This is a genomic window from Kitasatospora sp. NPDC054939 (genome assembly GCF_053610105.1).
Genome location: NZ_JBSGXP010000158.1, coordinates 1 through 20,301 on the forward strand (window position 1 = coordinate 1; position 20,301 = coordinate 20,301).

17 protein-coding genes are annotated in these 20,301 nt (G+C 74.7%); 13 read left to right on the forward strand and 4 right to left on the reverse strand.

The window, feature by feature from the left end; all coding sequences use genetic code 11:
• Positions 1–143 precede the first annotated feature (143 nt).
• Entirely contained in the window at positions 144–1,751 is a 1,608-nt protein-coding gene (locus ACWGB8_RS32095; protein ID WP_452217144.1) for an MFS transporter, read from the reverse strand.
• 212 nt (positions 1,752–1,963) lie between these two features.
• On the opposite strand from ACWGB8_RS32095, the gene ACWGB8_RS32100 reads away from it, so the two are divergent.
• From ACWGB8_RS32100 to ACWGB8_RS32135, 8 genes are all read left to right on the forward strand, one after another.
• Positions 1,964–2,731, forward strand: a complete 768-nt coding sequence (locus tag ACWGB8_RS32100; protein ID WP_452217145.1) for a TetR/AcrR family transcriptional regulator — start codon at positions 1,964–1,966, stop codon at positions 2,729–2,731.
• Between the two features lie 72 nt (positions 2,732–2,803).
• On the forward strand, positions 2,804–4,102 hold the full coding sequence (locus ACWGB8_RS32105; RefSeq protein WP_452217146.1) for a sensor histidine kinase: 1,299 nt from the start codon (positions 2,804–2,806) through the stop codon (positions 4,100–4,102).
• On the forward strand, positions 4,099–4,773 hold the full coding sequence (locus ACWGB8_RS32110; protein ID WP_452217147.1) for a response regulator: 675 nt from the start codon (positions 4,099–4,101) through the stop codon (positions 4,771–4,773). The genes ACWGB8_RS32105 and ACWGB8_RS32110 overlap by 4 nt, the downstream gene beginning before the upstream one ends.
• 107 nt (positions 4,774–4,880) lie before the next feature.
• Complete coding sequence (locus tag ACWGB8_RS32115; RefSeq protein WP_452217148.1) at positions 4,881–6,020, forward strand: alpha/beta hydrolase; 1,140 nt, start codon at positions 4,881–4,883, stop codon at positions 6,018–6,020.
• A gap of 34 nt (positions 6,021–6,054) precedes the next feature.
• Positions 6,055–7,284: an acyltransferase family protein gene (locus tag ACWGB8_RS32120; RefSeq protein WP_452217149.1), complete on the forward strand. Its 1,230-nt coding sequence runs from the start codon at positions 6,055–6,057 to the stop codon at positions 7,282–7,284.
• A gap of 214 nt (positions 7,285–7,498) precedes the next feature.
• The gene (locus ACWGB8_RS32125; RefSeq protein ID WP_452217150.1) at positions 7,499–9,385 is read left to right on the forward strand and encodes a galactose oxidase-like domain-containing protein; all 1,887 of its coding nucleotides are present in this window, start codon (positions 7,499–7,501) and stop codon (positions 9,383–9,385) included.
• 51 nt (positions 9,386–9,436) lie between these two features.
• Positions 9,437–11,725 carry a Dyp-type peroxidase gene (locus ACWGB8_RS32130; RefSeq protein ID WP_452217151.1) on the forward strand — a complete coding sequence of 763 codons (2,289 nt, stop codon included), beginning with the start codon at positions 9,437–9,439 and terminating at the stop codon, positions 11,723–11,725.
• Between the two features lie 213 nt (positions 11,726–11,938).
• Positions 11,939–13,150 (forward strand): alpha/beta hydrolase, encoded by a 1,212-nt coding sequence (locus ACWGB8_RS32135; RefSeq protein WP_452217152.1) that lies wholly within the window; start codon positions 11,939–11,941, stop codon positions 13,148–13,150.
• 60 nt (positions 13,151–13,210) lie between these two features.
• Here ACWGB8_RS32135 and ACWGB8_RS32140 read toward each other — a convergent pair whose 3' ends face one another.
• Together ACWGB8_RS32140 and ACWGB8_RS32145 are read right to left on the reverse strand one after the other, a co-directional pair.
• Positions 13,211–14,074, reverse strand: coding sequence for a helix-turn-helix transcriptional regulator (locus ACWGB8_RS32140; RefSeq protein ID WP_452217153.1), 864 nt, complete (start codon positions 14,072–14,074; stop codon positions 13,211–13,213).
• Positions 14,075–14,175: 101 nt separating this feature from the next.
• A complete protein-coding gene (locus tag ACWGB8_RS32145) occupies positions 14,176–14,637 on the reverse strand; it encodes a MerR family transcriptional regulator (protein ID WP_452217158.1) in 462 nt (153 codons plus the stop codon).
• Between the two features lie 124 nt (positions 14,638–14,761).
• On the opposite strand from ACWGB8_RS32145, the gene ACWGB8_RS32150 reads away from it, so the two are divergent.
• On the forward strand, positions 14,762–15,604 hold the full coding sequence (locus tag ACWGB8_RS32150) for a serine hydrolase domain-containing protein (RefSeq protein WP_452217154.1): 843 nt from the start codon (positions 14,762–14,764) through the stop codon (positions 15,602–15,604).
• Positions 15,605–15,638: 34 nt separating this feature from the next.
• Here the strand turns inward: ACWGB8_RS32150 and ACWGB8_RS32155 are convergent, their stop codons facing one another.
• Complete coding sequence (locus tag ACWGB8_RS32155) at positions 15,639–16,421, reverse strand: pirin family protein (RefSeq protein WP_452217155.1); 783 nt, start codon at positions 16,419–16,421, stop codon at positions 15,639–15,641.
• Between the two features lie 216 nt (positions 16,422–16,637).
• On the opposite strand from ACWGB8_RS32155, the gene ACWGB8_RS32160 reads away from it, so the two are divergent.
• The 4 genes from ACWGB8_RS32160 (at position 16,638) to ACWGB8_RS32175 (ending at position 20,220) form a co-directional block, all read left to right on the forward strand.
• Entirely contained in the window at positions 16,638–17,834 is a 1,197-nt protein-coding gene (locus ACWGB8_RS32160) for a PucR family transcriptional regulator (RefSeq protein WP_452217159.1), read from the forward strand.
• A 90-nt stretch (positions 17,835–17,924) separates the two neighbouring features.
• The gene (locus ACWGB8_RS32165) at positions 17,925–18,869 is read left to right on the forward strand and encodes an ACP S-malonyltransferase (RefSeq protein ID WP_452217156.1); all 945 of its coding nucleotides are present in this window, start codon (positions 17,925–17,927) and stop codon (positions 18,867–18,869) included.
• Positions 18,866–19,897 (forward strand): beta-ketoacyl-ACP synthase III, encoded by a 1,032-nt coding sequence (locus ACWGB8_RS32170; RefSeq protein WP_452217157.1) that lies wholly within the window; start codon positions 18,866–18,868, stop codon positions 19,895–19,897. Before ACWGB8_RS32165 ends, ACWGB8_RS32170 begins: the two co-directional genes overlap by 4 nt.
• Before the next feature lie 80 nt (positions 19,898–19,977).
• Complete coding sequence (locus ACWGB8_RS32175; protein WP_148645266.1) at positions 19,978–20,220, forward strand: acyl carrier protein; 243 nt, start codon at positions 19,978–19,980, stop codon at positions 20,218–20,220.
• The last annotated feature ends 81 nt before the right edge of the window (positions 20,221–20,301 follow it).

The following is a 20,301-nucleotide window of genomic DNA, read 5'->3' on the forward strand; positions in this document are numbered from 1 at the left end:
CGCAAACCCCTAACTTTCGGGGTTGGGTGGGCTGGTTTTTTTTTATATGACACCGGCCGGGCCCTGGGGGGTGCGGGGGTGGGGGGGGAGGGGGGGGCGGCCCCGGACTCCGCCGAGTCCGGGGCCGCGCCGTGCGGGGCGGGTCAGATGTGCACGGCGGGTCCGGCGTCGGTGCTGCCGCGGCGGGTCAGCAGGCCGAGCAGGGCGGCGCCGAAGGCGACCACCGCGGCGACCGCGAAGGCGAGCGACATGCCGCTGACGAAGGAGTCGTGGACGGCTCCGGCCATCGCGTCGACCGCCTGCTGCGGGGTCCCGGCCGGGGCCGGCGGGGCGATGCCGAGCTGCGCGGCCTGCTCCAGGCCCTCGGCCTGGGCCCCCTCGACGGGCGGCAGGCCGGCCTTCGCCCAGTTGCCCGGCAGCACGTCGGTGACCTTCGCGGCCATCAGCGCGCCGAGCACGGCGGTGCCGAGGCTGCCGCCGACCTGCATGGCGGCCTGCTGGAGGCCGCCGGCCACGCCGGAGAGCTCCATCGGGGCGTTGCCGACGATGACCTCGGTGGCGCCGACCATGACCGGGCTGATGCCCAAGCCCATCAGGACGAACCAGAGCGACATGATGCCGGTGCCGGAGCCTGCGTCCAGGGTGGACATCCCGTACATGGCGACGGTGGTGATCAGCATGCCGGCGACGATCGGGATCCGCGGGCCGAACCTGCCGATCGCCGCACCGGCCACCGGCGAGCCGACGATCATCATGGCGGTCATCGGCAGCAGGTGGACGCCGGCCGAGACCGGCGACATCCCGTGCACGTTCTGCAGGTAGAAGGTCACGAAGAAGATCGCGCCGAAGAACGCGAAGGCCATCAGCACCATCAGCAGGGTGCCGGCCGACAGCGGCACGGAGCGGAACAGGCCGAGCGGGATCAGCGGCTCGCGGGCGACCCGCTGCCAGAGCGCGAAGGCCGCCATCAGGACGAGCGCGCCGCCGAGGAAGACCAGCGTGCCGGTGTCGCCCCAGCCCCACTCGGGGGCCTTGATGATGCCCCAGACCAGCGCGAACATCGCCGCCGAGAGCAGCAGGATGCCGGGGACGTCGAAGGACTTGGCGGCGTTCTCGGCGCGGACGTCCTTGACGATCCACAGGCCGAGGCCGAGCGCGATCAGGCCGACCGGGATGTTGATGAAGAAGACCGACTGCCAGTTGACGTGCTCGACGAGCAGGCCGCCGACGATCGGGCCGGCCGCGGTGGACGCGCCGATCACGCCGCCCCAGATGCCGATCGCCATGTTGAGCCGCTCGGCCGGGAAGGCGCCGCGCAGCAGGCCGAGCGCGGCGGGCTGCAGGAGCGCGCCGAACAGGCCCTGGAGGACCCGGAAGGCGATCACGGTCCGGATGTCGCCGGCGAAGCCGATGGCGGCCGAGGTGGCGGCGAAGCCGACCGCGCCGACCAGGAAGGTGTTCTTGTGGCCGAACCGGTCGCCGATCTTGCCGGCGGTGATCAGGAAGACCGCGAGGGCCAGCAGGTAGCCGCTGGTCACCCACTGGATCTCGGAGGGCGCGGCCTTGAGGTCGGCCTGGATGGCCGGGTTGGCGATGGCGACGATGGTGCCGTCGAGGGCCACCATCATCACGCCGACCGCGACGGTCAGCAGGGTCAGCCAGGGGTGCCCCTTGAGGCTGCTCCCGGACGGGGGTGCGCTGCTCGGCGGCGGGGTGTCCGCCTTGGCGCTCTTGACGACGGACTGGCTCACGGGGCCCTCCGGGCGTGGACGGGACAGGGCTGTGGCGCCCCGGGGCCCACCCGTCCCCACGAGTCGTCCGGCCGGGGGCGCCACGCCCGAAGATTATGTCAGCGACTGCCATTCGGCAAAGCATGACTTCTGCCTCTCCATGCCATTTGTCAGGCCGCTAGACTCGGACCCTCCACCCCGCCCGCACCACCAGCACCCGGAGGGCGCCCGCCATGGCCGCTCAGCTCCCGTCCGCCGCCGCCCCCGCCCCGGCCCCCGGCCTGCGCGAACGCAAGAAGCAGCGGACCAGGGACGCCCTCGTGGAGGCCGCCCACCGGCTCTTCCTCGGGCAGGGCTTCGCCCGCACCACCGTCGACGAGATCGCCGCCGCCGTGGACGTCTCGCAGCGCACCTTCTTCCGGTACTTCGCCAACAAGGACGAGGTCGCCCTCGCCGTCCTCGCCGACGCCGAGGACTACTTCATCGAGCGCCTGCGGCTGCGCCCGGCCGGGGAGAACCCGCTCACCGCCCTGCGCGCCGCGATCGTGGAGTCCTGGCGCGAACTCGGCTCCGCCGACCACGCCGGGCCGGGCTCGGTGACCAGCGCGCTGGAGCTGATCCAGCTGATCGAGTCCACCCCGACCCTGCTCGCCGCCCACCTGCGCCGGATCACCGAGCAGGAGCGCGTGGTCACCCGGGTGATCGCCGACCGCGAGGGCCTGGACCCGGCCGAGGACCTGCGCCCCGCCGTACTGGCCGCCGTCTTCGGCGCGGTGCTGCGCTCCGCCCACCTCTCCTGGGCGCCGGACCGCGAGGACGTCGGCCCGGACGGCATGATCGCCCTCATCGAGCGCCACTTCGACCAGCTCGGCCCCGCCCTGGCCGGCGACTGGCGCACCCCGGGCACCCCGGACCGCACCGCGCAGGACCGCAGCACCCCGGACCGCAGCATCCCGGACCGCACCGCGCAGGACCGCAGCACCCCGGACCACGGCGCCTAGTACTGCGGTACGACGGCGGAGCCCCTACCGGGGGCGGACGACGCCCCCGGCCCGGCTCCCTAGGCTGGCCCGATGATCACCCCGCCGTCCGGGCCAGCCCGAAGCGGGCTGCCGGCCCTCCTCGCCTCCCTCGCCCGCCCCTCCGCCGACCACACCCCGCTGCTGGCGCACGCCCCGCGGGCCTGGCTGCGGTTCGTCCCGTACGTGCTCGCGCTGGCCGCGGTCTCCTCGCTGCTGCCCAGCGGCATCAACGTCCTGATCAAGGACTACGGGCTGAACGCGGGGTTCGCCGCGCCGCTCACCGTCGCCCAGACCCTGCCGCTGCTGCTCGCCGTCCACCGCCCGCTGCCCGCCTGGTGGTTCGCCGGCGGGACGGCGCTGCTGACCCCCCTCCTGATCCTCGCCGCCGGGGAGCCGACCTCCGCCAGCTGGCCCTGGCCGGCCCCCGTCATCGTCGGCTACCTGCTGCTGATGCTGCCGCTGGCCCTGCGCGAGCCCCGGCGCACCCTGGTCGCCGTCTGGCTGGTCACCGGGGCGGCGGGCCTGCTGCTCTGGGCGATCGCCCCCGACGACCGCTTCGGCGGCGGCAACGCCGTCCTGGCCACCTCGCTGACCGGGGTGGTCCTGCTGCTGGGGGGCGCGATCCGGGAGCGGGCCGAGGCACAGCGGCTGCTGGTCGAGCAGGAGCACATCAGCGAGGCCGAGCGGGAGCGGCGCACCCTGCTGGAGGAGCGCGCCCGGATCGCCCGCGAGCTGCACGACGTGGTCGCCCACCACATGTCCGTGATCGCCGTGCAGGCCGCCAGCGCCCCGTACCGGATCGCCGGGGTGCCGCCCGAGGCGGCCGAGGAGTTCACCGCGATCGCCGGCACCGCCCGGGCGTCGCTGGCCGAGATGCGCCGGCTGCTGGGCGTCCTGCGCAGTGCGGAGTCCGGCGGGGAGAAGGCTCCGCAGCCGGGGATCGGGGAGCTCGCGCAGCTGGTCGAGACGGTCGGCCGGGCCGGGGTGCCCGCCGAGCTGTCCGTGCCGGAGGGACTGGCCGGCACCCTGCCGCCGGCCGTCGACCTGTCCGCGTACCGGATCGTCCAGGAGGCGCTGGCCAACGTCGTCCGGCACGCCCCCGGCGCCCGGGCCTGGGTCTCGCTGACCGCCGAGGAGGGGCGCCTGCTGGTCACCGTGGTGAACGCGCCGCCGCCCGCCCGGACCGAGTCGCTGGAGGCCGCCGTCGAGGGTACCGGCCACGGACTGGTGGGGATGCGTGAACGGGTCCGGCTGCTCGATGGGAGGCTGGACACCGGTCCGCTGCCGGACGGAGGCTTCCGGGTGGCGGCCGTCCTGCCGACCGACATCTCCGGGGAGACCAGCGCATGACCATCCGTGTGATCATCGTCGACGACCAGGCCATGGTCCGGGCCGGGTTCGCCGCCCTGCTGGGCGCCCAGAGCGACATCGACGTGGTCGGCGACGCGGCGGACGGCGCCCAGGCGCTGGAGGTCAGCGGGCACACCCACCCGGACGTGGTCCTGATGGACGTCCGGATGCCCGTCATGGACGGCCTGGAGGCGGCCCGGCGGCTGCTCGACCCGGCCGTGCCCGGCGCCCACCGGCCCCGGGTGCTGATGCTGACCACCTTCGACGTGGACGACTACGTGTACGAGGCGCTGCGGGCCGGGGCCAGCGGCTTCCTGCTCAAGGACGCCCCGCCGGCCGACCTGATAGCCGCCGTCCGGGTGGTGGCGGCCGGCGACGCGCTGCTCGCCCCCTCGGTGACCCGCCGGCTGATCGAGGACTTCGCCCGCACCCGGCCCGCCCCGCGCCGCGACCCGGCGCTGCGGCTCAACGGCCTGACCCCGCGCGAGACCGAGGTGCTGCAGCTGATCGCCCGCGGGCTGTCCAACCAGGAGATCGCCGCCGGGCTGGTGCTCGCCGAACAGACCGTCAAGACCCACATCGGCCGGATCCTGGCCAAGCTCGACCTGCGCGACCGCGCCCAGGCGGTGGTCCTGGCGTACGAGTCCGGTCTGGTGACACCCGGTCAGTAGTACTCCGGTACGAGCCGGTGATTGGCCCCGCGGTGTGACGATCGCGGGGCCTTCGCATTCCTACCTTCCTCTCCGTCAGCACCGAACGGACCAGGGAGAGACCGGACATGCAGCAGCCCCGGACCCGCACCGCCCGGCTGCGGAGGACCGCCGCCGCCGTCGCCCTCGCGCTCGCCGCCGTCCTCGGCGCGGGCGGCTGGGCCGCCGACCGGCAGCAGCCCGTCACCGGCCCGCCGCCCGGCGCCGCCGCCTGGTCCGCGGACGCCTCGCTCGGCGTCCGGCTGCCCGATCCGGCCGCCGCCGCGCCCGCCGAGGTGGCCGCCTTCTTCGCCGCGCTGGCGCCCGCCCGGCAGCAGGAGCTGGCCGACCGGCACCCGCAGGTGGTCGGCAACCTGGACGGCGCGCCCGTCCCGCTGCGCTACCGGGCCAACGCCCGCGCCCTGGCCGGGGAGCGGGAGCGCGAACTCGCCCGCGCCGCCGACCCGGCGCTCTCCCCCGCCGCGCAGGACGCCGCCCGCACCCGCGCCGAGCGCTACCGCACCCTGCTGGACGGCGGCCGGCAGGTCCTCGCCTTCGACCCGCGCGGTCGCGGCCAGGTCGCCGAGGTGTACGGCGACCTGGCGGGCGCCCGCCGCACCGCCGTCGTGGTGCCCGGCTCCGACGTCGACCTGCTGCGCTTCGACCGCACCACGGACCCGTACGGCACCCCCGCCGGGATGGCCCGGGCCCTGCACGGGGCGACCGGCGGGCGGACCGCCGTGGTCGCCTGGGCCGGGTACACCACTCCGGTCGGGGTCGGGCTGGACGCCGCCACCGCCGACCTCGCCGCGGCCGGCGCGCCCCGGCTCTCCCGGCTGCTCGACGGCCTGGCCGCCACCACCGCCCCGGACGCGCCCGCCACGGTGTTCTGCCACAGCTACGGCTCGGTGGTCTGCGGGCTGGCCCGGCCCGGCCCCACGCAGGCCTCCGGCGTGGTCGTGCTCGGCTCGCCCGGTATGGGCGTCGGCTCGGCCGCCGACCTCGATCCGCGGGTGCCGCTGTGGGCCACCGAGACCAACGCCGAGGACTGGATCCGCAGGGTCCCGAAGGTCTCGCTGCTCGGCCTCGGCCACGGCGCCGACCCCGCCGGCCCCGGCTTCGGCGCCCGCCCGCTGCCCGCCACCGGAGCCCACGGCCACACCGGCTACTTCGCCCCCGGCACCGCCTCGTTGGCCGCCTACGCCGACCTCGCCGTCGGCCGGATCTGACCCACCACCCACCCACCGCGGAAGGAGCACCACCATGTCCGGCCCCGTCACCGCCCTGCGCCGCACCGCCCGCCAGGTCGACGCCCACACCCCCGCGCACCGCGACCGCGCCCTGGACGGCCTGCGCGCCCTCGCCCTGCTGTCCGTCCCGGTCGGCCACTGGATGCTGGGCGGTTTCACGCTCTCCGCGGACGGCGCGCTGCACAACGCCAGCCCGCTGACCCACCTCGGCTTCTTCGCCCCGGTCAGCTGGGTGCTCCAGATGCTCGGGGTGTTCTTCCTGGTCGGCGGCCACTCCGCGGTGAGTTCGCTGGACCGGGCGCGGGCCCGCGGCACGACGTACGGCGGCTGGCTGCGCGGCCGGGCGGTGCGGCTGCTGCGCCCGGTGCTCGGGGTGGCGGCGGTCTGGGCCGCGCTGGTCCCGCTGCTGGGTGCGGTGGGCGTGCCCGCGGACACCCTGCGGACGGCCTCGGTGCTGGTGGTGCAGCCGCTCTGGTACATCGCCGTCTACCTCGGGCTGACCGCGCTCACCCCACTCTGCGCGGCCGCGGCCGGACGGCTGGGCGGCTGGTCGGCGGGGCTGCTCGCGGCCGTGGTCGCGCTGGTCGACCTGCTGCGGTACGGGCCGTGGGCGGAGGCGGTGCCGTCCTGGCTGGGGCTGGTGAACATCCTGCCGGGCTGGCTGTTCGGCTACCAGCTGGGCGCGCTCTGGGCGCGGGGCCGGCTCGGCCGTCCGACCGCGCGGGTGCTGCTGGTCGGCGGGGGCGCGCTGTTCGCCGTGCTGCTGCTGGTCTTCCACTACCCGGCGAGCATGGTCGGGGTGCCCGGGGCGGAGCGCACCAACTCGCACCCGCCGTCCCTGCTGGTGCTCGCCCTGGCGGCGGTGCAGTGCGGCGCCGCGGTGCTGCTGCGCGAGCGCCTGGCCCGGCTGCTGACGCTGCGTCCGCTGCTCTGGCTGCCGGTGGTGGCGGTGAACCTGTCGGCGATGACGATCTTCTGCTGGCACCAGAGCGCGATGCTCGCGGTCGCGGTGCCGGGGGCGGCCGGCGCGGGTGAGCTGCTCGGCCTGACCACCGCGCCGGACTCCTTCGCCTGGGTGGCGGCCCGGTTGGCGCTGCTGCCGCTGTTCGGGGCGGCGCTGGTGGCGATCGGATGGTTCGCCCGGCGGTTCGACGGCCCGTGGACGGCGCTGCCGCGAGCAGGGAAGGCGGCGGCCGGGGCGGGGGCGGCGCTGTTCACCGCGTACGCGCTGAACGTGGTCTGATCCCGGTTCGCCCGACGGGGGTTGACGGGGCGTGCGCCGATCGGCGCACGCCCCGTCCGGCGTGCGCGACACGCGCCCCGCCGAGAGCTGCATCCGCATGCGAACCACCACCCACTGTGATGTCCTGTCACCGTCGGCCACCGCGCGCGCACCCCTCCCACAGCCGCCCGCGCCGCAGCGCCGTGCCTTCCCCGCAGCCCATCCGAGGAGATCCATGTCCCCGTCCCCCGCCCGGCCGTCCCGCAGGCCCGCCGGGCACCGCCTCCGCACCGCCTCCGTCGCCGTCGTCTGCGCGCTGACCGCCGGCTCCCTGCTGGCCTCCGCCGCGCCGGTGGCCGCGCACGGCCCGGCCGACACCGCCCCGCACATCCCCTCCCACCGGGTCACCGAGGAGCTGCGGACCGACGAGGTGGAGGCGCTCGGCAAGGAGCACGCCGAGGACCACGCCACCGCCCGGGCAGCCATCCGCGGCATCGGCGACTACCCGCAGACCACCCGCACCAACCGGCTGAAGGCGCTGACCGACTCCCAGGCGAAGATCAACGCCGGCTTCGACCCCACCGTCGCCGGCACCTTCAAGGAGTACTTCCCCTCCCCCGAGTTCGCCGCGCACATCGCCATGCTGCCCACCGGCAAGGTGCTGCTCTTCTCCTTCGAGCGGATCGAGACCAACCCCGAGAAGGAACCCGCACCCACCCAGACCACCGGCCGGGAGAACGCCGGCCGCGCCTTCCTCTGGGACCCGGCCCTGGGCACCGGCGCGGACGCCTTCAAGAAGGTCACCCCGCCGGTCATCGACATGCCGGACGACCTCAACCAGCCCCGCCCGGCCCCGTTCTTCTGCTCCGGGCACTCCTTCCTCCCCAACGGCATGCTCGGCGTCTTCGGCGGCAACCTCGGCGGCAACGGCGGCACCGGCGCCAAGCTGTCGCTGATCTTCGACCCGTGGACGGAGACCTGGACCCGCAACCCCGACATGTCGGTGGGCCGCTGGTACCCCTCGGTCGTCACCGGCGCCGACGGCCGGCAGCTGATCATGTCCGGCCAGTCCGAGCTCGGCTGGGGCACCCCGACCCCCGTGGTCGAGCGCTTCCCCGCGAAGAACTACGCCGTCCCGCAGACCAAGAGCCAGACCCCGCGGGACACCCCGGTCGACCGCTTCAAGGCCGACGCCCCGTTCTCGCTCGACTACCCGCAGCTGTTCTCGCTGCGCGACGGCAACATCTACGGGCTCGGCCGCGACCCCAAGGAGCAGTGGCTGTTCGACCCGGTCAACGAGAGCCGCTACGACCTGCCCGCCCGCCCGGACGGCAAGAAGCGGCTCTACGGCTCCGCGGTGCCGCTGCCCGGCGGCGCCCAGGGCCCCGACTCCGTCCTGCTGCTCGGCGGCGACCGCGACAACCCGAGCACCCTCAAGCTCGCCAACGGCACCTGGACCGCCGAGAAGTCCCGCGCCTTCGGCCGCACCCAGGACGACACCCTGCTGCTGCCCGACGGCCAACTGCTCACCGTCAGCGGCTCCTACGACATCCGGGACTACGGCAACGGCCCGTACAACCCGAACGCCGACCTGAAGTACCGGCAGACCGAGCTGCGCGACGTCCAGGGGAACTGGAAGCTCGGCCCCGTCCAGCGGCTGCCGCGCGGCTACCACTCCAACGCCGTCGTACTGCCCGACGGACGCGTCCTGGTGACCGGCGACGAGCTCCAGCAGCTCGCCAACGACCCGGACATCAAGGACGACATGAACGGCAGCATCGAGATCTACGAACCCGCCTACCTGCACCGGGGCAACCGCCCGTCGCTGGACCGGGTGCCGGGCACGCCGGTCGGCTACGACAAGAAGTTCCTGGTCACCACCAACACCCCGGAGCGTGCCGCCCGGGCCGTCCTGCTCTCCCCCACCACCGCCACCCACTCGATCAACACCAGTCAGCGCCACCTGGAGCTGCGGGTGTCGAGCCGGGCCGGCACCCGGCTGGAGCTGCAGGCCCCGCCGGACGCCAAGGCCGCTCCCCCCGGCTGGTACATGCTCTTCCTGCTCAACGACCAGGGCACGCCCAGCGTCGCGCAGTGGGTCCAGATCGGCACCTCGGCCTGACCGCCTCCTCCCCCACCCCACCCGCACGGATCCCCACGGAGGTACCCCACCATGGCAGCGGACCTGAGGCTGCGCGACAGCGACGAGATCCAGGGCGACATCATCGCCGGGTTCAAGAAGGACCACGTCACCCTGCTGTTCCTGAAGTTCGAGGACGCCGGCCGAGCCAGGGACTGGCTGCGCCGGCTGACCCCGCAGATCGCCACCACCCGCCAGGTGGCGTCGTTCAACGAGGCGTTCAGCGAGGCCCGGAAGACCTCGGGCGGCGACGACCCGAAGACCCTCAAGGCCACCTGGACCGGCATCGGCCTCACCTACGAGGGCATGCGCCTGCTCTCCCTCACCGACCCCTTCGAGACCGCCCCGCCCACCGGCAGCGGCCTGGAGGCGTTCCGCGACGGCTCCGCCAAGCGGGCCGGGGCGCTCGGCGACACCGGGGACAGCTCCCCGGAGAACTGGCTCTTCGGCAACAGCCGCAACCAGCCGGTGCACGCGGTGCTCACCATCGCCGCGGACGACCCCCGCGACCTCACGGCCGCCGTCACCGCCCACCGCGAGACCGCCGCCGAGGCCAAGATCGTCACGATCTTCCAGCAGAACGCCGCCACCCTGCTCGGCAGCCGCCGGGGCAAGGAGCACTTCGGCTTCAAGGACGGCGTCAGCGAGCCCGGCGTCCGGGACTTCGACCCGGAGAGCGCCACCCGCCCGGAGGAGGTGGAGGGCCACCCCGGCACCCGGATCGTCCCGGCCGGCGAGTTCGTGGTCGGCGAGCCCCCCGCCCCCGGCAGCTTCACCGACTACCCCGCCTGGGCCCGCAACGGCTCGTTCCAGGTGGTCCGGCGGCTCGCCCAGGACGTCCCCGGCTGGTGGGCGCAGGTCTCCGTCCAGCTGCGCGAGCTCAAGCAGGCCAAGGCCGTCCCCGAGGGCGCCACCGCCGAGTGGCTGGCCGCCCGGCTGGTCGGCCGCTGGCGCTCCGGCGCCCCGGTCTGCAAGCACCAGGACCGGGACGTCCCGTTCGACCCGGCCGCCGCCAGGGACAACGACTTCGACTTCCGGGACGACCTGGAGGGCCTGGTCACCCCGCTCTTCTCGCACCTGCGCAAGACCAGCCCCCGGGCCGGGCTGCAGGCGCCCAACCCCAAGGTGCCGCCCTTCGACGCCAAGGAGCTGGACGGCCGGCGGATCATGCGCCGCGGCGCCCCCTACGGGCAGCCCTTCGACCCCGCCGCGGAGGGCCCCGGCGGCCCCGACGACCCGCGCGGCCTGCTGTTCGTCTGCTACCAGGCCGACCTCGCCCGGCAGTTCGAGTTCATCCAGACCGCCTGGATCGACGAGGAGGACTTCCCGCCCGGACGCCACCCCGAGCCCGGCCGCGACCCGATGATCGGCCTGCCCAGCACCGTCGACTACGAGAGCCGGGCCCAGGACGGCACGCTCAAGCACACTCCGCTGAGCTTCCAGCAGTTCGTCCAGACCCAGGGCTCGGTGTACTGCTTCGCCCCGTCCATCAGCACCCTCCGGGCGCTCGGCGAGGGCCGGCTCGTCGGCCAGGCCGCGCAGCAGGGCACCGGCGGGCAGCAGGCGCAGGCCGGCCGGGCGTACCCGTGCGACGCGATCGTGCCGGTGCCCGACCAGCAGCGCCAGGGCGGCCAGAGCCAGTACTGGGTCTGCCACGGCCCGCAGTACCGCCGGATCTCGGTCGCCGACGGCTCCTCCCACAACGACCGGGTCGACCGGGCGGACACCGCCCTCGACACCCAGGCCTGCAACCGGGGCATCACCCGGGTCGACTGCGTGCTGCCGATGCCCGACCTGCAGAACCCGGCCGGGAAGAGCTGGTACTGGCTCTTCCACAGCACCGGCTCCCAGCAGGTCTACCGGGCCGTGTCGATCAGCTGCGGCGGCCGCCGCACCGGCGTCCTGGAGCGCCCCGACCGGGACCTCACCCCCTGGTCCTCGCTCAAGGGCGTCGGCCGGGTCGACTGCTTCCTGCCGGTGCCCGACCAGCAGCGGACCGGCGGCAAGAGCTGGTACTGGGTCTTCCACACCACCGGCGGGCGTCAGCAGTACCGGCTGATCTCGATCGCCGACGGCAGCGCGCACGCCGACGCCCTGGAGCGCTCCGACCGCGAGCTCACCCAGTGGGGCTCGCTGAACGGCGTCCGCAAGGTCGACTGCTTCCTGCCGGTGCCGGACCGCCAGCGGACCGGCGGCGTCAGCGAGTACTGGGTCTTCCACGGCGAGAACTACCGGCGGATCTCGGTCGCCGACGGCAGCGGGCACCCGGACCGCCAGCTGCACGCCGACCGCAGCTGCAGCGCCTGGAACTCCCTGCTGTGAGCAGGCGGTGACCTGAACGACCCCGCCCCCGGGTGTGCCGGCCGCCGACCGGCGCACCCGGGGGACCGGATCGGACGGACTGTGACCCAACACACAGTTTGGGGCGTGCAGATCGCTCTCCGCGCCCCCTAGGCTTGCGGAGGAAAGTCGGCGAACGTACCGCCCTCCGGGCCAGTCCCGCGAACGGTCTGGGGCCCTGAGGGAGTTGAGGCGATGCGTCCTCGGCGGTGGAAGCGCGTCCTGATCGGGGCCTTCGCGGGCGCCGCCGTCCTCGCCGACGCGGGCGCCGCCGCGGCCCAGGCCGCCGCCGCCAACGAGCAGCTCGCCATCAGTACGCCCCCCGCCGGCAGCGCCGCCTGGGTCGAGGACCACTCCCTCGGACGGACCCTGCCCGACCCGGCCACCACCACGCCCGCCGCCGCGGCCGAGTTCTTCGCCTCGCTCTCCGCCGCCGAACTCGACCGGCTGGTCCAGGACTACCCGCTGGTCGTCGGCAACTTCGACGGCGCCCCGGTCGAGCTGCGCTACCGCGCCAACCGCGTCGCCCTCGCCGCCGAGCGCGAGCGCGCCCGGCTCCGGGCCGCCGACCAGAAGCTCGACCCCTACCAGCGGGCGCTCGCCGTCTCCCGCACCAACGACATCGGCGGCCTCCTCACGGAGGGCCGCCAGATCCTCGCCTTCGACCCGCGCGGACGCGGCCTGGTCAGCGAGGTCTGGGGCGACCTCGCCGAGGCCCGGCGGATCTCCGTCGTCGTCCCCGGTTCGGACGCCGACCTCGGCCACTTCGACCAGACCGTCGAACCCCTCCGCTCCCCCGCCGGGATGGCCCGCGCCCTGTACGCCGAGGAGCAGCGCCAGGCCCCCGGGACCAGGACCGCGGTCATCGCCTGGACCGGCTACGTCACGCCCTCCGGCCTCGGCCCCGACGCCGTCACCTCCCGGCTCGCCGACGTCGCCGCGCCGCGGCTCAACCGGCTGCTCGCCGGCCTGAAGGAGACCAGCCGCCCGGACGCGCCGCCCGCGCTGCTCTGCCACTCGTACGGCTCGGTGGTCTGCGGCACCGCCGCCCCCGACATCCCGCGCGCCCCCGCCTCGCCCGCCGACGCCTCCGGGATCACCGACGTGGTGGTCTTCGGCAGCCCCGGGATGGGCGTCGACGGCCGCTCCGAACTGGGCGCCGGGGTGCACGTCTGGGCCACCCGCAACGGCTCCGACTGGATCGGCAACGTGCCGTACCTGGAGGTCGGCGGGCTGGGCCACGGCGCCGACCCGACCTCCGGGGACTTCGGCGCCGAGCAGATCTCCTGCGCCGGCTCCTCCGGCCACAACGGCTACTTCACCCCCGAGACCGACAGCCTGCGCAACTTCGCCGCCATCGCGCTCGGCCGGTACGACGCGGTGGTCCGGCCCGACTACGACGCCTGATTCCGCCCCCGCGCCGGGCCGCCCCGCCCTCGGCCGCCCCGCCCTCGGCCGTCCGGCCGCTCAGCCGTCCCCCGCGTACAGCCGTACCGCCTCGGCCGCGGCCCGGGCCAGCTCGCGGCGGGCCGCCGGCGGGCCCAGCACCTCCGCGTCGGCGCCGAAGGCGAGCAGGGTGCGCACCGCGGCGAGCGAGCGGAAGCCCAGCGCCAGTTCCACCCACTCCTCGCCGGCCGCGACCGGTGCGCCGGAGATCCGGGCCGCGTGCATCCGGGTGAACAGCTCCAGCTGCGTACGCCGGACCCGCACCCGTACCGGCACCTCGGCCGGCACCCGCTCCAGCTGACCGCGCAGCCCGGCCCACACCTCGCCCAGCCCCTGCCCGGGCCGGCGGCGCACCGGGGCCGCGGTGGTCTCCGCCGCCAGCACCCGGTCGGCCCGGAACAGCCGCGGCTCGCCGTGCACATCGGCCACCAGGTACCAGACGGCCGCCCGGCTCACCAGCCCGTACGGGTCGACCGTGTACTCGGCGGACGCCGGGGCGCCGCCGTGCCGGTAGCGCAGCCGCAGCCGGCGGTCGGCGAAGACCGCGTACTGCAGCCCGCCCAGCCCCGCGACCGGCTCCGGCCCGCCGTCGGGCGGGCGGCGCACCGGGTCGACCAGTACCCGTTCGCCGCCGCGGTCACCGGGGCGCTCGCCGCCGCGGGCCTCCTCCCCGGGCGCGGTCGGGGGCTCGCCGCCGGGCAGCAGCCGGATGCCGCCGCGCCGTCCGCGCTCGGTGTGCACCCGCACGCCGGAGGCCGCCAGCGCCTCGACATCGCGGTACACGGTGCGCACCGACACTGCCAGCAGCGCGGCGAGTTCGGCGGCGGACACCTGGCCGCGGGTGCGGAGCAACTGCACCAGGGCGTGCAGGCGGTCGGCCTTCATGGACCGAGGATGACAGAAACCCTGACGCCCGATGTCAGGTTTACCGACACCGTCCCCCCGCCCGACCGGGCACCCCCGGCCGCCGGGCCGCCGACCGGGGCCTACCGGCAGACCCCGGTCCGCTCCGACCCGGCGAGCCGGTCCGCGTAGAGGTCGATCTTGTAGTCGAGGACGGCCAGCGTCGCGTGCAGATCGGCGATCCGCTGCCGGACCTCCTCGCGCTGGGCGATCAGCAGTTCCCGCCGCTCCGGCATCGTCCCCTCGCCGCCGCGGGTCAGCTCGACGTAGCGCAGCATGTCCGCCACCGGCATCCCGGTCAGCCGCAGCCGGCCCAGGAACGCCAGCCGGTTGAGGTCGGCGTCGCTGTAGCGGCGCTGCCCGGAGGCGGAGCGGTCGACCGGGTCGAGCAGCCCGATCCGCTCGTACCAGCGCAGGGTGTGCGCGGTCAGCCCGCTGGCCGCAGCGACCTCGCTGATGCTGTGCCGCGGGCTGCGGTCCGGGACGGCGCTCGGCGCGTGGAACGCCTCCTCGCAGGTGCGCAGGTCGACCTCGATCGGTGCCAGTGCGGCCACGGCTCGTCCCCCCGGGTGCTCTAACGACGGCAGCTGTCCGGCCGCCGCCCTCCGGCGGCCGTCCGCCCCAGCCTCGCACGCGGACCCGCCGTCCGTCCCGGTTAGAGTCGGGCCCATGCAGAGCTTGCGGATGATCGAGAACTGGCCGGTGCCGAACGCCGCGGCGGCCGTCGTACGGGGCGCGGACGGCGCGGTGCTGGGCTCGCACGGCCCGCAGCAGCACCTCTTCCCGCTGGCGTCGGTGACCAAGCTGCTCACCTCGTACGCCGTGCTGGTCGCCGTCGAGGAGGGCGTCTTCGAGCTGGACGACCCGGCGGGGCCGGCCGGCTCGACCGTCCGCCACCTGCTGGCGCACACCTCGGGGCTGGCCTTCGACGAGCACCGGGTGATGGCCGAGCCCGGCAACCGGCGGCTGTACTCCAACGCCGGTTTCGACGTGCTGGCGCGGACCCTCCAGGAGGCCGCGGGCATCGAGTTCGGCCGGTACGCGGCCGAGGCCGTCTTCGAGCCGCTCGGCATGCACTCCACGCTGATCAACACCGCGCACCGGTCCCCGGCGGGCGCCGGCGGCCTGTCCACCGCGGCCGACCTCGCGCTGTTCGCCACCGAGTTGCAGGCGCCCAAGCTGCTCGACCCGTCCACCCTGCGCGCCGCCACCCGCGAGGTCGCCTTCGCCGGCACCGGCGGGGTGCTGCCCGGGTACGGCCACCAGCGGCCCAACGACTGGGGCCTGGGCTTCGAGATCCGCGACGGGAAGTCCCCGCACTGGACCGGCGCCACCAGCTCGCCCGCCACCTTCGGGCACTTCGGGCAGTCCGGCACCTTCCTCTGGGTCGACCCGGAGGCCGGCGCGGCCTGCATCGCCCTCACCGACCGGGACTTCGGCCCCTGGGCGGCCGAGGCCTGGCCGGTGCTCACCGACGCGGTGCTCGCCGAGCTCGGCGGCACGGCGCAGTAGGGCGTCTCCCCGGGCCCGTCGGACGGCCCGGCCGTCAGCCGTACGAGACCGGGGAGTGCATCTCCCAGAGCAGCAGTTCGGCGCCGTCCTCGCCGGCCGTGGGATCGGCGAAGGCGTCGCCGGTGATCCGCACGCTGTCGCCGGGCTCCATCGAGCGGCCGCCGCCCTGCGGGCCCGGCACCGTGCGGAAGCCGAGCGAGCCCGCCGTCAGATGGACGTAGCGCCAGGCGGCGGCGGGCAGTTCGGGCAGCGGCCGGCCGGGACCCGCGGTCACCAGCCAGAGCGCCGCGTCGGAGCGCCGAAGCCGCAGCGCCTCGGTGGCGGCGTCCCGGGCCAGGCCCGAGGCCAGCAGGGTGAGCCCGTCGGCCGCGCGCTCCACCCGGCGCAGCCCGTACGCCGGCGGCGCACCGAACGCGTCCGGCTGCAGCCACATCTGGACGAAGCGGACCGGCTCGGCGGCGCCGCCGACGTTGCGCTCGGTGTGGACGATGCCGGAGCCCGCGCTCTGGTGCTGGACCATGCCGGGGCGGACCACCCCGCCGTGGCCGTGGTCGTCGCGGTGGGCGAGCGCGCCGGAGAGCACCCAGGTGAGGATCTCGGTGTCGCGGTGCCGGTGCTCGGGGTAGCCGGCGCCGGGGGCGATCAGCTCCTCGTTGCAGGCGAGCAGCGCGCCGAAGTGGGTGTTGCGCGGGTCGTAGTGGCCGGCGAAGGAGAACGCGTGGCGGGTCTCGACGCCCTCCTCCGGGGCCGACCGCCGGCGCTCGGCGGTGCGGCGCAGGTCGGCGCGGGGGCGGGCGGGGGCGGCGGCGTCGGTCACGGCCCCCACGGTAGCGGGTGTGACGGGCGCCACCCCGTCCCGCGGCCCCGAGCGGCGGGGGTTGTGCACGAGCAGTCACTCCGGTGAGGCAGTCTTGTCCTTGTGTCAGCCGCAGCCGCGAACTCCAAGAGCGACCAGAGTGCCCCGTCCGAGAAGAACGGGAAGGGCCTGCCGACCCCGTCGGCGAGAGACCGCCCGGGCCGGGCGGCGCCGCGACTGACGGCCCAGGAGCGCAAACTCGCCGCGGAGCGGGCCGAGCGCCGGGCCGCGACGCTGAAGCGGCTGGAGAAGTCCTCCGGCAAGCTGGCCTCGGCCGCCATCGCGCGGATGGACGAATCGCTCGGCTGGTACCGCCGGATGCCGCCGGAGCACCGCTCCTGGATCGGCCTGGTCGCCCAGGCCGGTATCGCCGCGTTCACCGAGTGGTACCGCCACCCGGACGCCCCGCAGGCGATCTCCACCGACGTCTTCGGCACCGCGCCGCGCGAGCTGACCCGGGCCATCACGCTGCGCCAGACCGTCGAGCTGATCCGCACCACGATCGAGGTGATGGAGGAGGCCATCGAGGAGGTGGCCTCGCCCGGCGACGAGGCCGACATGCGCGAGTCGGTGCTGGTCTACGCCCGCGAGATCGCCTTCGCCACCGCCCAGGTGTACGCCCAGGCGGCCGAGGCGCGCGGCGCCTGGGACGCCCGGTTGGAGGCCCTGGTCGTCAACTCGCTGCTGTCCGGTGACGCGGACGAGGGAGTGCTCTCGCGGGCCGCCGCACTCGGCTGGGGGCAGCCCAGCCAGGTCCGGGTGGTCGTGGGTTCGGCGCCCGACGGCGACAGCGAGCTGGTGGTGGAGGCGATCCGCCGGGCCGCCCGGTACGCCAAGCTGCACGTGCTCACCGGGGTGCTGGGCAAGCGCCTGGTCGTGGTGGTGGGCGGCGACAAGGAGCCGGTGCACGCCGCCCGTGCGCTGATCGGGCAGTTCGCGCCGGGTCCGGTGGTGGTCGGCCCGACCGTGCCCGACCTGCTGTCGGCGACCCGCTCGGCGCACGCCGCCGCGGCCGGGCTGCGGGCCTGCGCGGCCTGGCCGGACGCGCCCCGCCCGGTGCTGGCGGACGACCTGCTGCCGGAGCGGGCGCTCGCCGGGGACCTCGCGGCGCGGCGTCAGCTGGTGGAGGAGATCTACACACCGCTGGACGAGGCCGGATCGGCCCTGCTGGAGACCCTGAGCGTGTACCTGGAGCAGGCCTCCTCCTTGGAGGGTGCGGCCAGAATGCTCTTCGTCCATCCGAACACGGTGCGGTACCGGCTGCGGCGTGTGACCGACGTCACGGGCTACGCTCCGTCCGATGTGCGTTCGGCCTTCACCCTGCGGATCGCCCTGGCGCTGGGCCGACTGGCCGCCGCCGGAGAGCAGGGTTGAGCCCCCTGTAGGGAACTTACAATCCCCAATGCTTTTCTTCGTTACCGTCGCCTACCCGCCCGCGGGCGCCTGGCGAGAGAGGGTTGAACCGTGCTCGTAATCGTCGCCCCTGGACAGGGTGCCCAGACTCCCGGTTTCCTCAGCCCCTGGCTGGAGCTCGACGGTGTCGCCGACTTGCTCGCCGACTGGTCGCAGGTCGCCGGACTCGACCTGGTGCACGCCGGTACCGAGGCCTCCGCCGAGGAGATCAAGGACACCGCCGTCGCCCAGCCGCTGCTGGTGGCCGCCGGCCTGGTGACCGCCCGCGCGCTGTTCCCGGACGAGGACCGCGCCCGCGCGCTGATCGGCGCGGTGGCCGGCCACAGCGTCGGCGAGATCACCGCCGCCGCCGCAGCGGGCGTGCTCTCCGCCCATGACGCACTGACCTTCGTCCGCGAGCGCAGCCTGGCGATGGCCGAGGCCGCGGCCGTCACCGAGACCGGCATGACCGCCGTCCTCGGCGGCGACCCGGAGGCCGTCGCGGCCAAGCTCGCCGAGCACGGGCTCACCCCGGCCAACAACAACGGCGGCGGCCAGATCGTCGCGGCCGGCACGCTGGCCCAGCTGGACGCGCTGCGCGAGGACCCGCCCGCCGGGGCCCGGCTGATCGCGCTCAAGGTCGCCGGCGCCTTCCACACCGAGCACATGGCCCCGGGTGTGGAGCGCCTCGCCAAGCTGGCCCCGACCCTGGCGGTCGGTGACCCGGAACTGGTGTACGTCTCCAACAAGGACGGCGGGGTCGTCCGCTCCGGCACCGAGGTGCTGGACCGCCTGGTGTCGCAGGTCTCCAACCCGGTCCGCTGGGACCTCTGCATGGAGACCCTGCAGCAGCTGGGTGCCACCGCCGTCATCGAGCTCGCCCCCGCAGGTACCCTCACCGGACTGGTCAAGCGGAACCTCAAGGGCGTGGCCACGCTTGCCCTCAAGACCCCCGCCGACCTCGACAAGGCCCGCGAGCTGGTCGAGGAGCACGGCGGCCAGGAGGTCACGGCATGACAGCCCCCCAGATCCGCCCGGTCACGGGCCGCCAGTTCTCGCGCATCCACGGGGTGGGCGGCTACCGCCCCGTCCGGGTGATCCCGAACTCCGAGGTGCTCGGCTGGATCGACTCCTCGGACGAGTGGATCCGCACCCGCAGCGGGATCGCCGAGCGGCGCTGGGCCGGCCCGGAGGAGACCGTCGCCGAGATGTCGGTGCAGGCCGCCGGCAAGGCGATCGCGCAGGCCGGCATCGCGCCCGAGCAGATCGGCGGCGTGATCGTCGCGACCGTCTCGCACCTGAAGCAGACCCCGGCGATCGCCACCGAGATCGCCGAGCGGCTGGGCTGCGGCACCGCGCCCGCCTTCGACATCTCCGCCGCCTGCGCGGGCTTCGGCTACGGCCTGGGCCTGGCGGACGGCATGGTCCGCGGCGGCAGCGCCGAGTACGTGCTGGTGATCGGGGTCGAGCGGCTCAGCGACCTGACCGACCAGCAGGACCGCTCCACCGCCTTCATCTTCGGCGACGGCGCCGGCGCGGCGATCGTCGGCCCGTCCGACACCCCCGGGATCGGCAAGGTCGTCTGGGGCTCGGACGGTTCGCAGAAGGACGTCATCTCGCAGACCCAGGCGTGGGACACCGCGTTCGCCAAGCAGGACGCCGTCAACGGCGTCGGCGAGGAGATGAAGTGGCCGGCGCTGCGGATGGAGGGCCAGAGCGTCTTCCGCTGGGCGGTCTGGGAGATGGCCAAGGTGGCCCAGCAGGCGCTGGACGCCGCCGGGATCACCGCCGACCAGCTCGGCGCGTTCATCCCGCACCAGGCCAACATGCGCATCACCGATGCCATGATCAAGGCCCTCAAGCTGCCCGACTCGGTGCCGGTCGCCCGCGACATCGCCGAGACCGGGAACACCTCCGCGGCCTCCATCCCGCTGGCGATGGAGCGCATGCTGGAGAGCGGCGAGGCCCGCAGCGGCGACCTCGCGCTGATCATCGGGTTCGGGGCGGGTCTGGTCTACGCCGCAGCAGTCGTTACGCTCCCCTAGGCGCGTTACGCCCCACCCAAGGAAAAGCCTGCGTCCGTCCGCCGGACGGCCGCGATCAACACCGAAGAGGAGCAGCCAGTATGGCTACCAAGGACGAGGTCCTGGAAGGTCTCGCTGAGATCGTCAACGAGATCGCCGGCATCCCGGCCGAGGACGTCGAGTTCGACAAGTCCTTCACCGATGACCTGGACGTCGACTCGCTGTCCATGGTCGAGGTCGTCGTGGCCGCCGAGGAGCGCTTCGACGTCAAGATCCCGGACGACGAGGTCAAGAACCTGAAGACCGTCGGCGACGCCGTGGACTACATCCTCGCCAACGCCTGAGCGATCGACGCGTCCGACGTGTTCGACGTCTGACCGTCGGCCGGCCCCTCGCCGGCCGACCTGCCGGCCGGGGCACCGCTC

What these genes read in the sequence shown, in the direction of transcription:
- ACWGB8_RS32100 (WP_452217145.1), top strand. Translation starts at nt 1,964, where the DNA reads ATGGCCGCTCAGCTCCCGTCCGCCGCCGCCCCCGCCCCGGCCCCCGGC.
- ACWGB8_RS32105 (WP_452217146.1), top strand. Translation starts at nt 2,804, where the DNA reads ATGATCACCCCGCCGTCCGGGCCAGCCCGAAGCGGGCTGCCGGCCCTC.
- ACWGB8_RS32110 (WP_452217147.1), top strand. Translation starts at nt 4,099, where the DNA reads ATGACCATCCGTGTGATCATCGTCGACGACCAGGCCATGGTCCGGGCC.
- ACWGB8_RS32115 (WP_452217148.1), top strand. Translation starts at nt 4,881, where the DNA reads ATGCAGCAGCCCCGGACCCGCACCGCCCGGCTGCGGAGGACCGCCGCC.
- ACWGB8_RS32120 (WP_452217149.1), top strand. Translation starts at nt 6,055, where the DNA reads ATGTCCGGCCCCGTCACCGCCCTGCGCCGCACCGCCCGCCAGGTCGAC.
- ACWGB8_RS32125 (WP_452217150.1), top strand. Translation starts at nt 7,499, where the DNA reads ATGTCCCCGTCCCCCGCCCGGCCGTCCCGCAGGCCCGCCGGGCACCGC.
- ACWGB8_RS32130 (WP_452217151.1), top strand. Translation starts at nt 9,437, where the DNA reads ATGGCAGCGGACCTGAGGCTGCGCGACAGCGACGAGATCCAGGGCGAC.
- ACWGB8_RS32135 (WP_452217152.1), top strand. Translation starts at nt 11,939, where the DNA reads ATGCGTCCTCGGCGGTGGAAGCGCGTCCTGATCGGGGCCTTCGCGGGC.
- ACWGB8_RS32140 (WP_452217153.1), bottom strand. Translation starts at nt 14,074, where the DNA reads ATGAAGGCCGACCGCCTGCACGCCCTGGTGCAGTTGCTCCGCACCCGC.
- ACWGB8_RS32150 (WP_452217154.1), top strand. Translation starts at nt 14,762, where the DNA reads ATGCAGAGCTTGCGGATGATCGAGAACTGGCCGGTGCCGAACGCCGCG.
- ACWGB8_RS32170 (WP_452217157.1), top strand. Translation starts at nt 18,866, where the DNA reads ATGACAGCCCCCCAGATCCGCCCGGTCACGGGCCGCCAGTTCTCGCGC.
- ACWGB8_RS32175 (WP_148645266.1), top strand. Translation starts at nt 19,978, where the DNA reads ATGGCTACCAAGGACGAGGTCCTGGAAGGTCTCGCTGAGATCGTCAAC.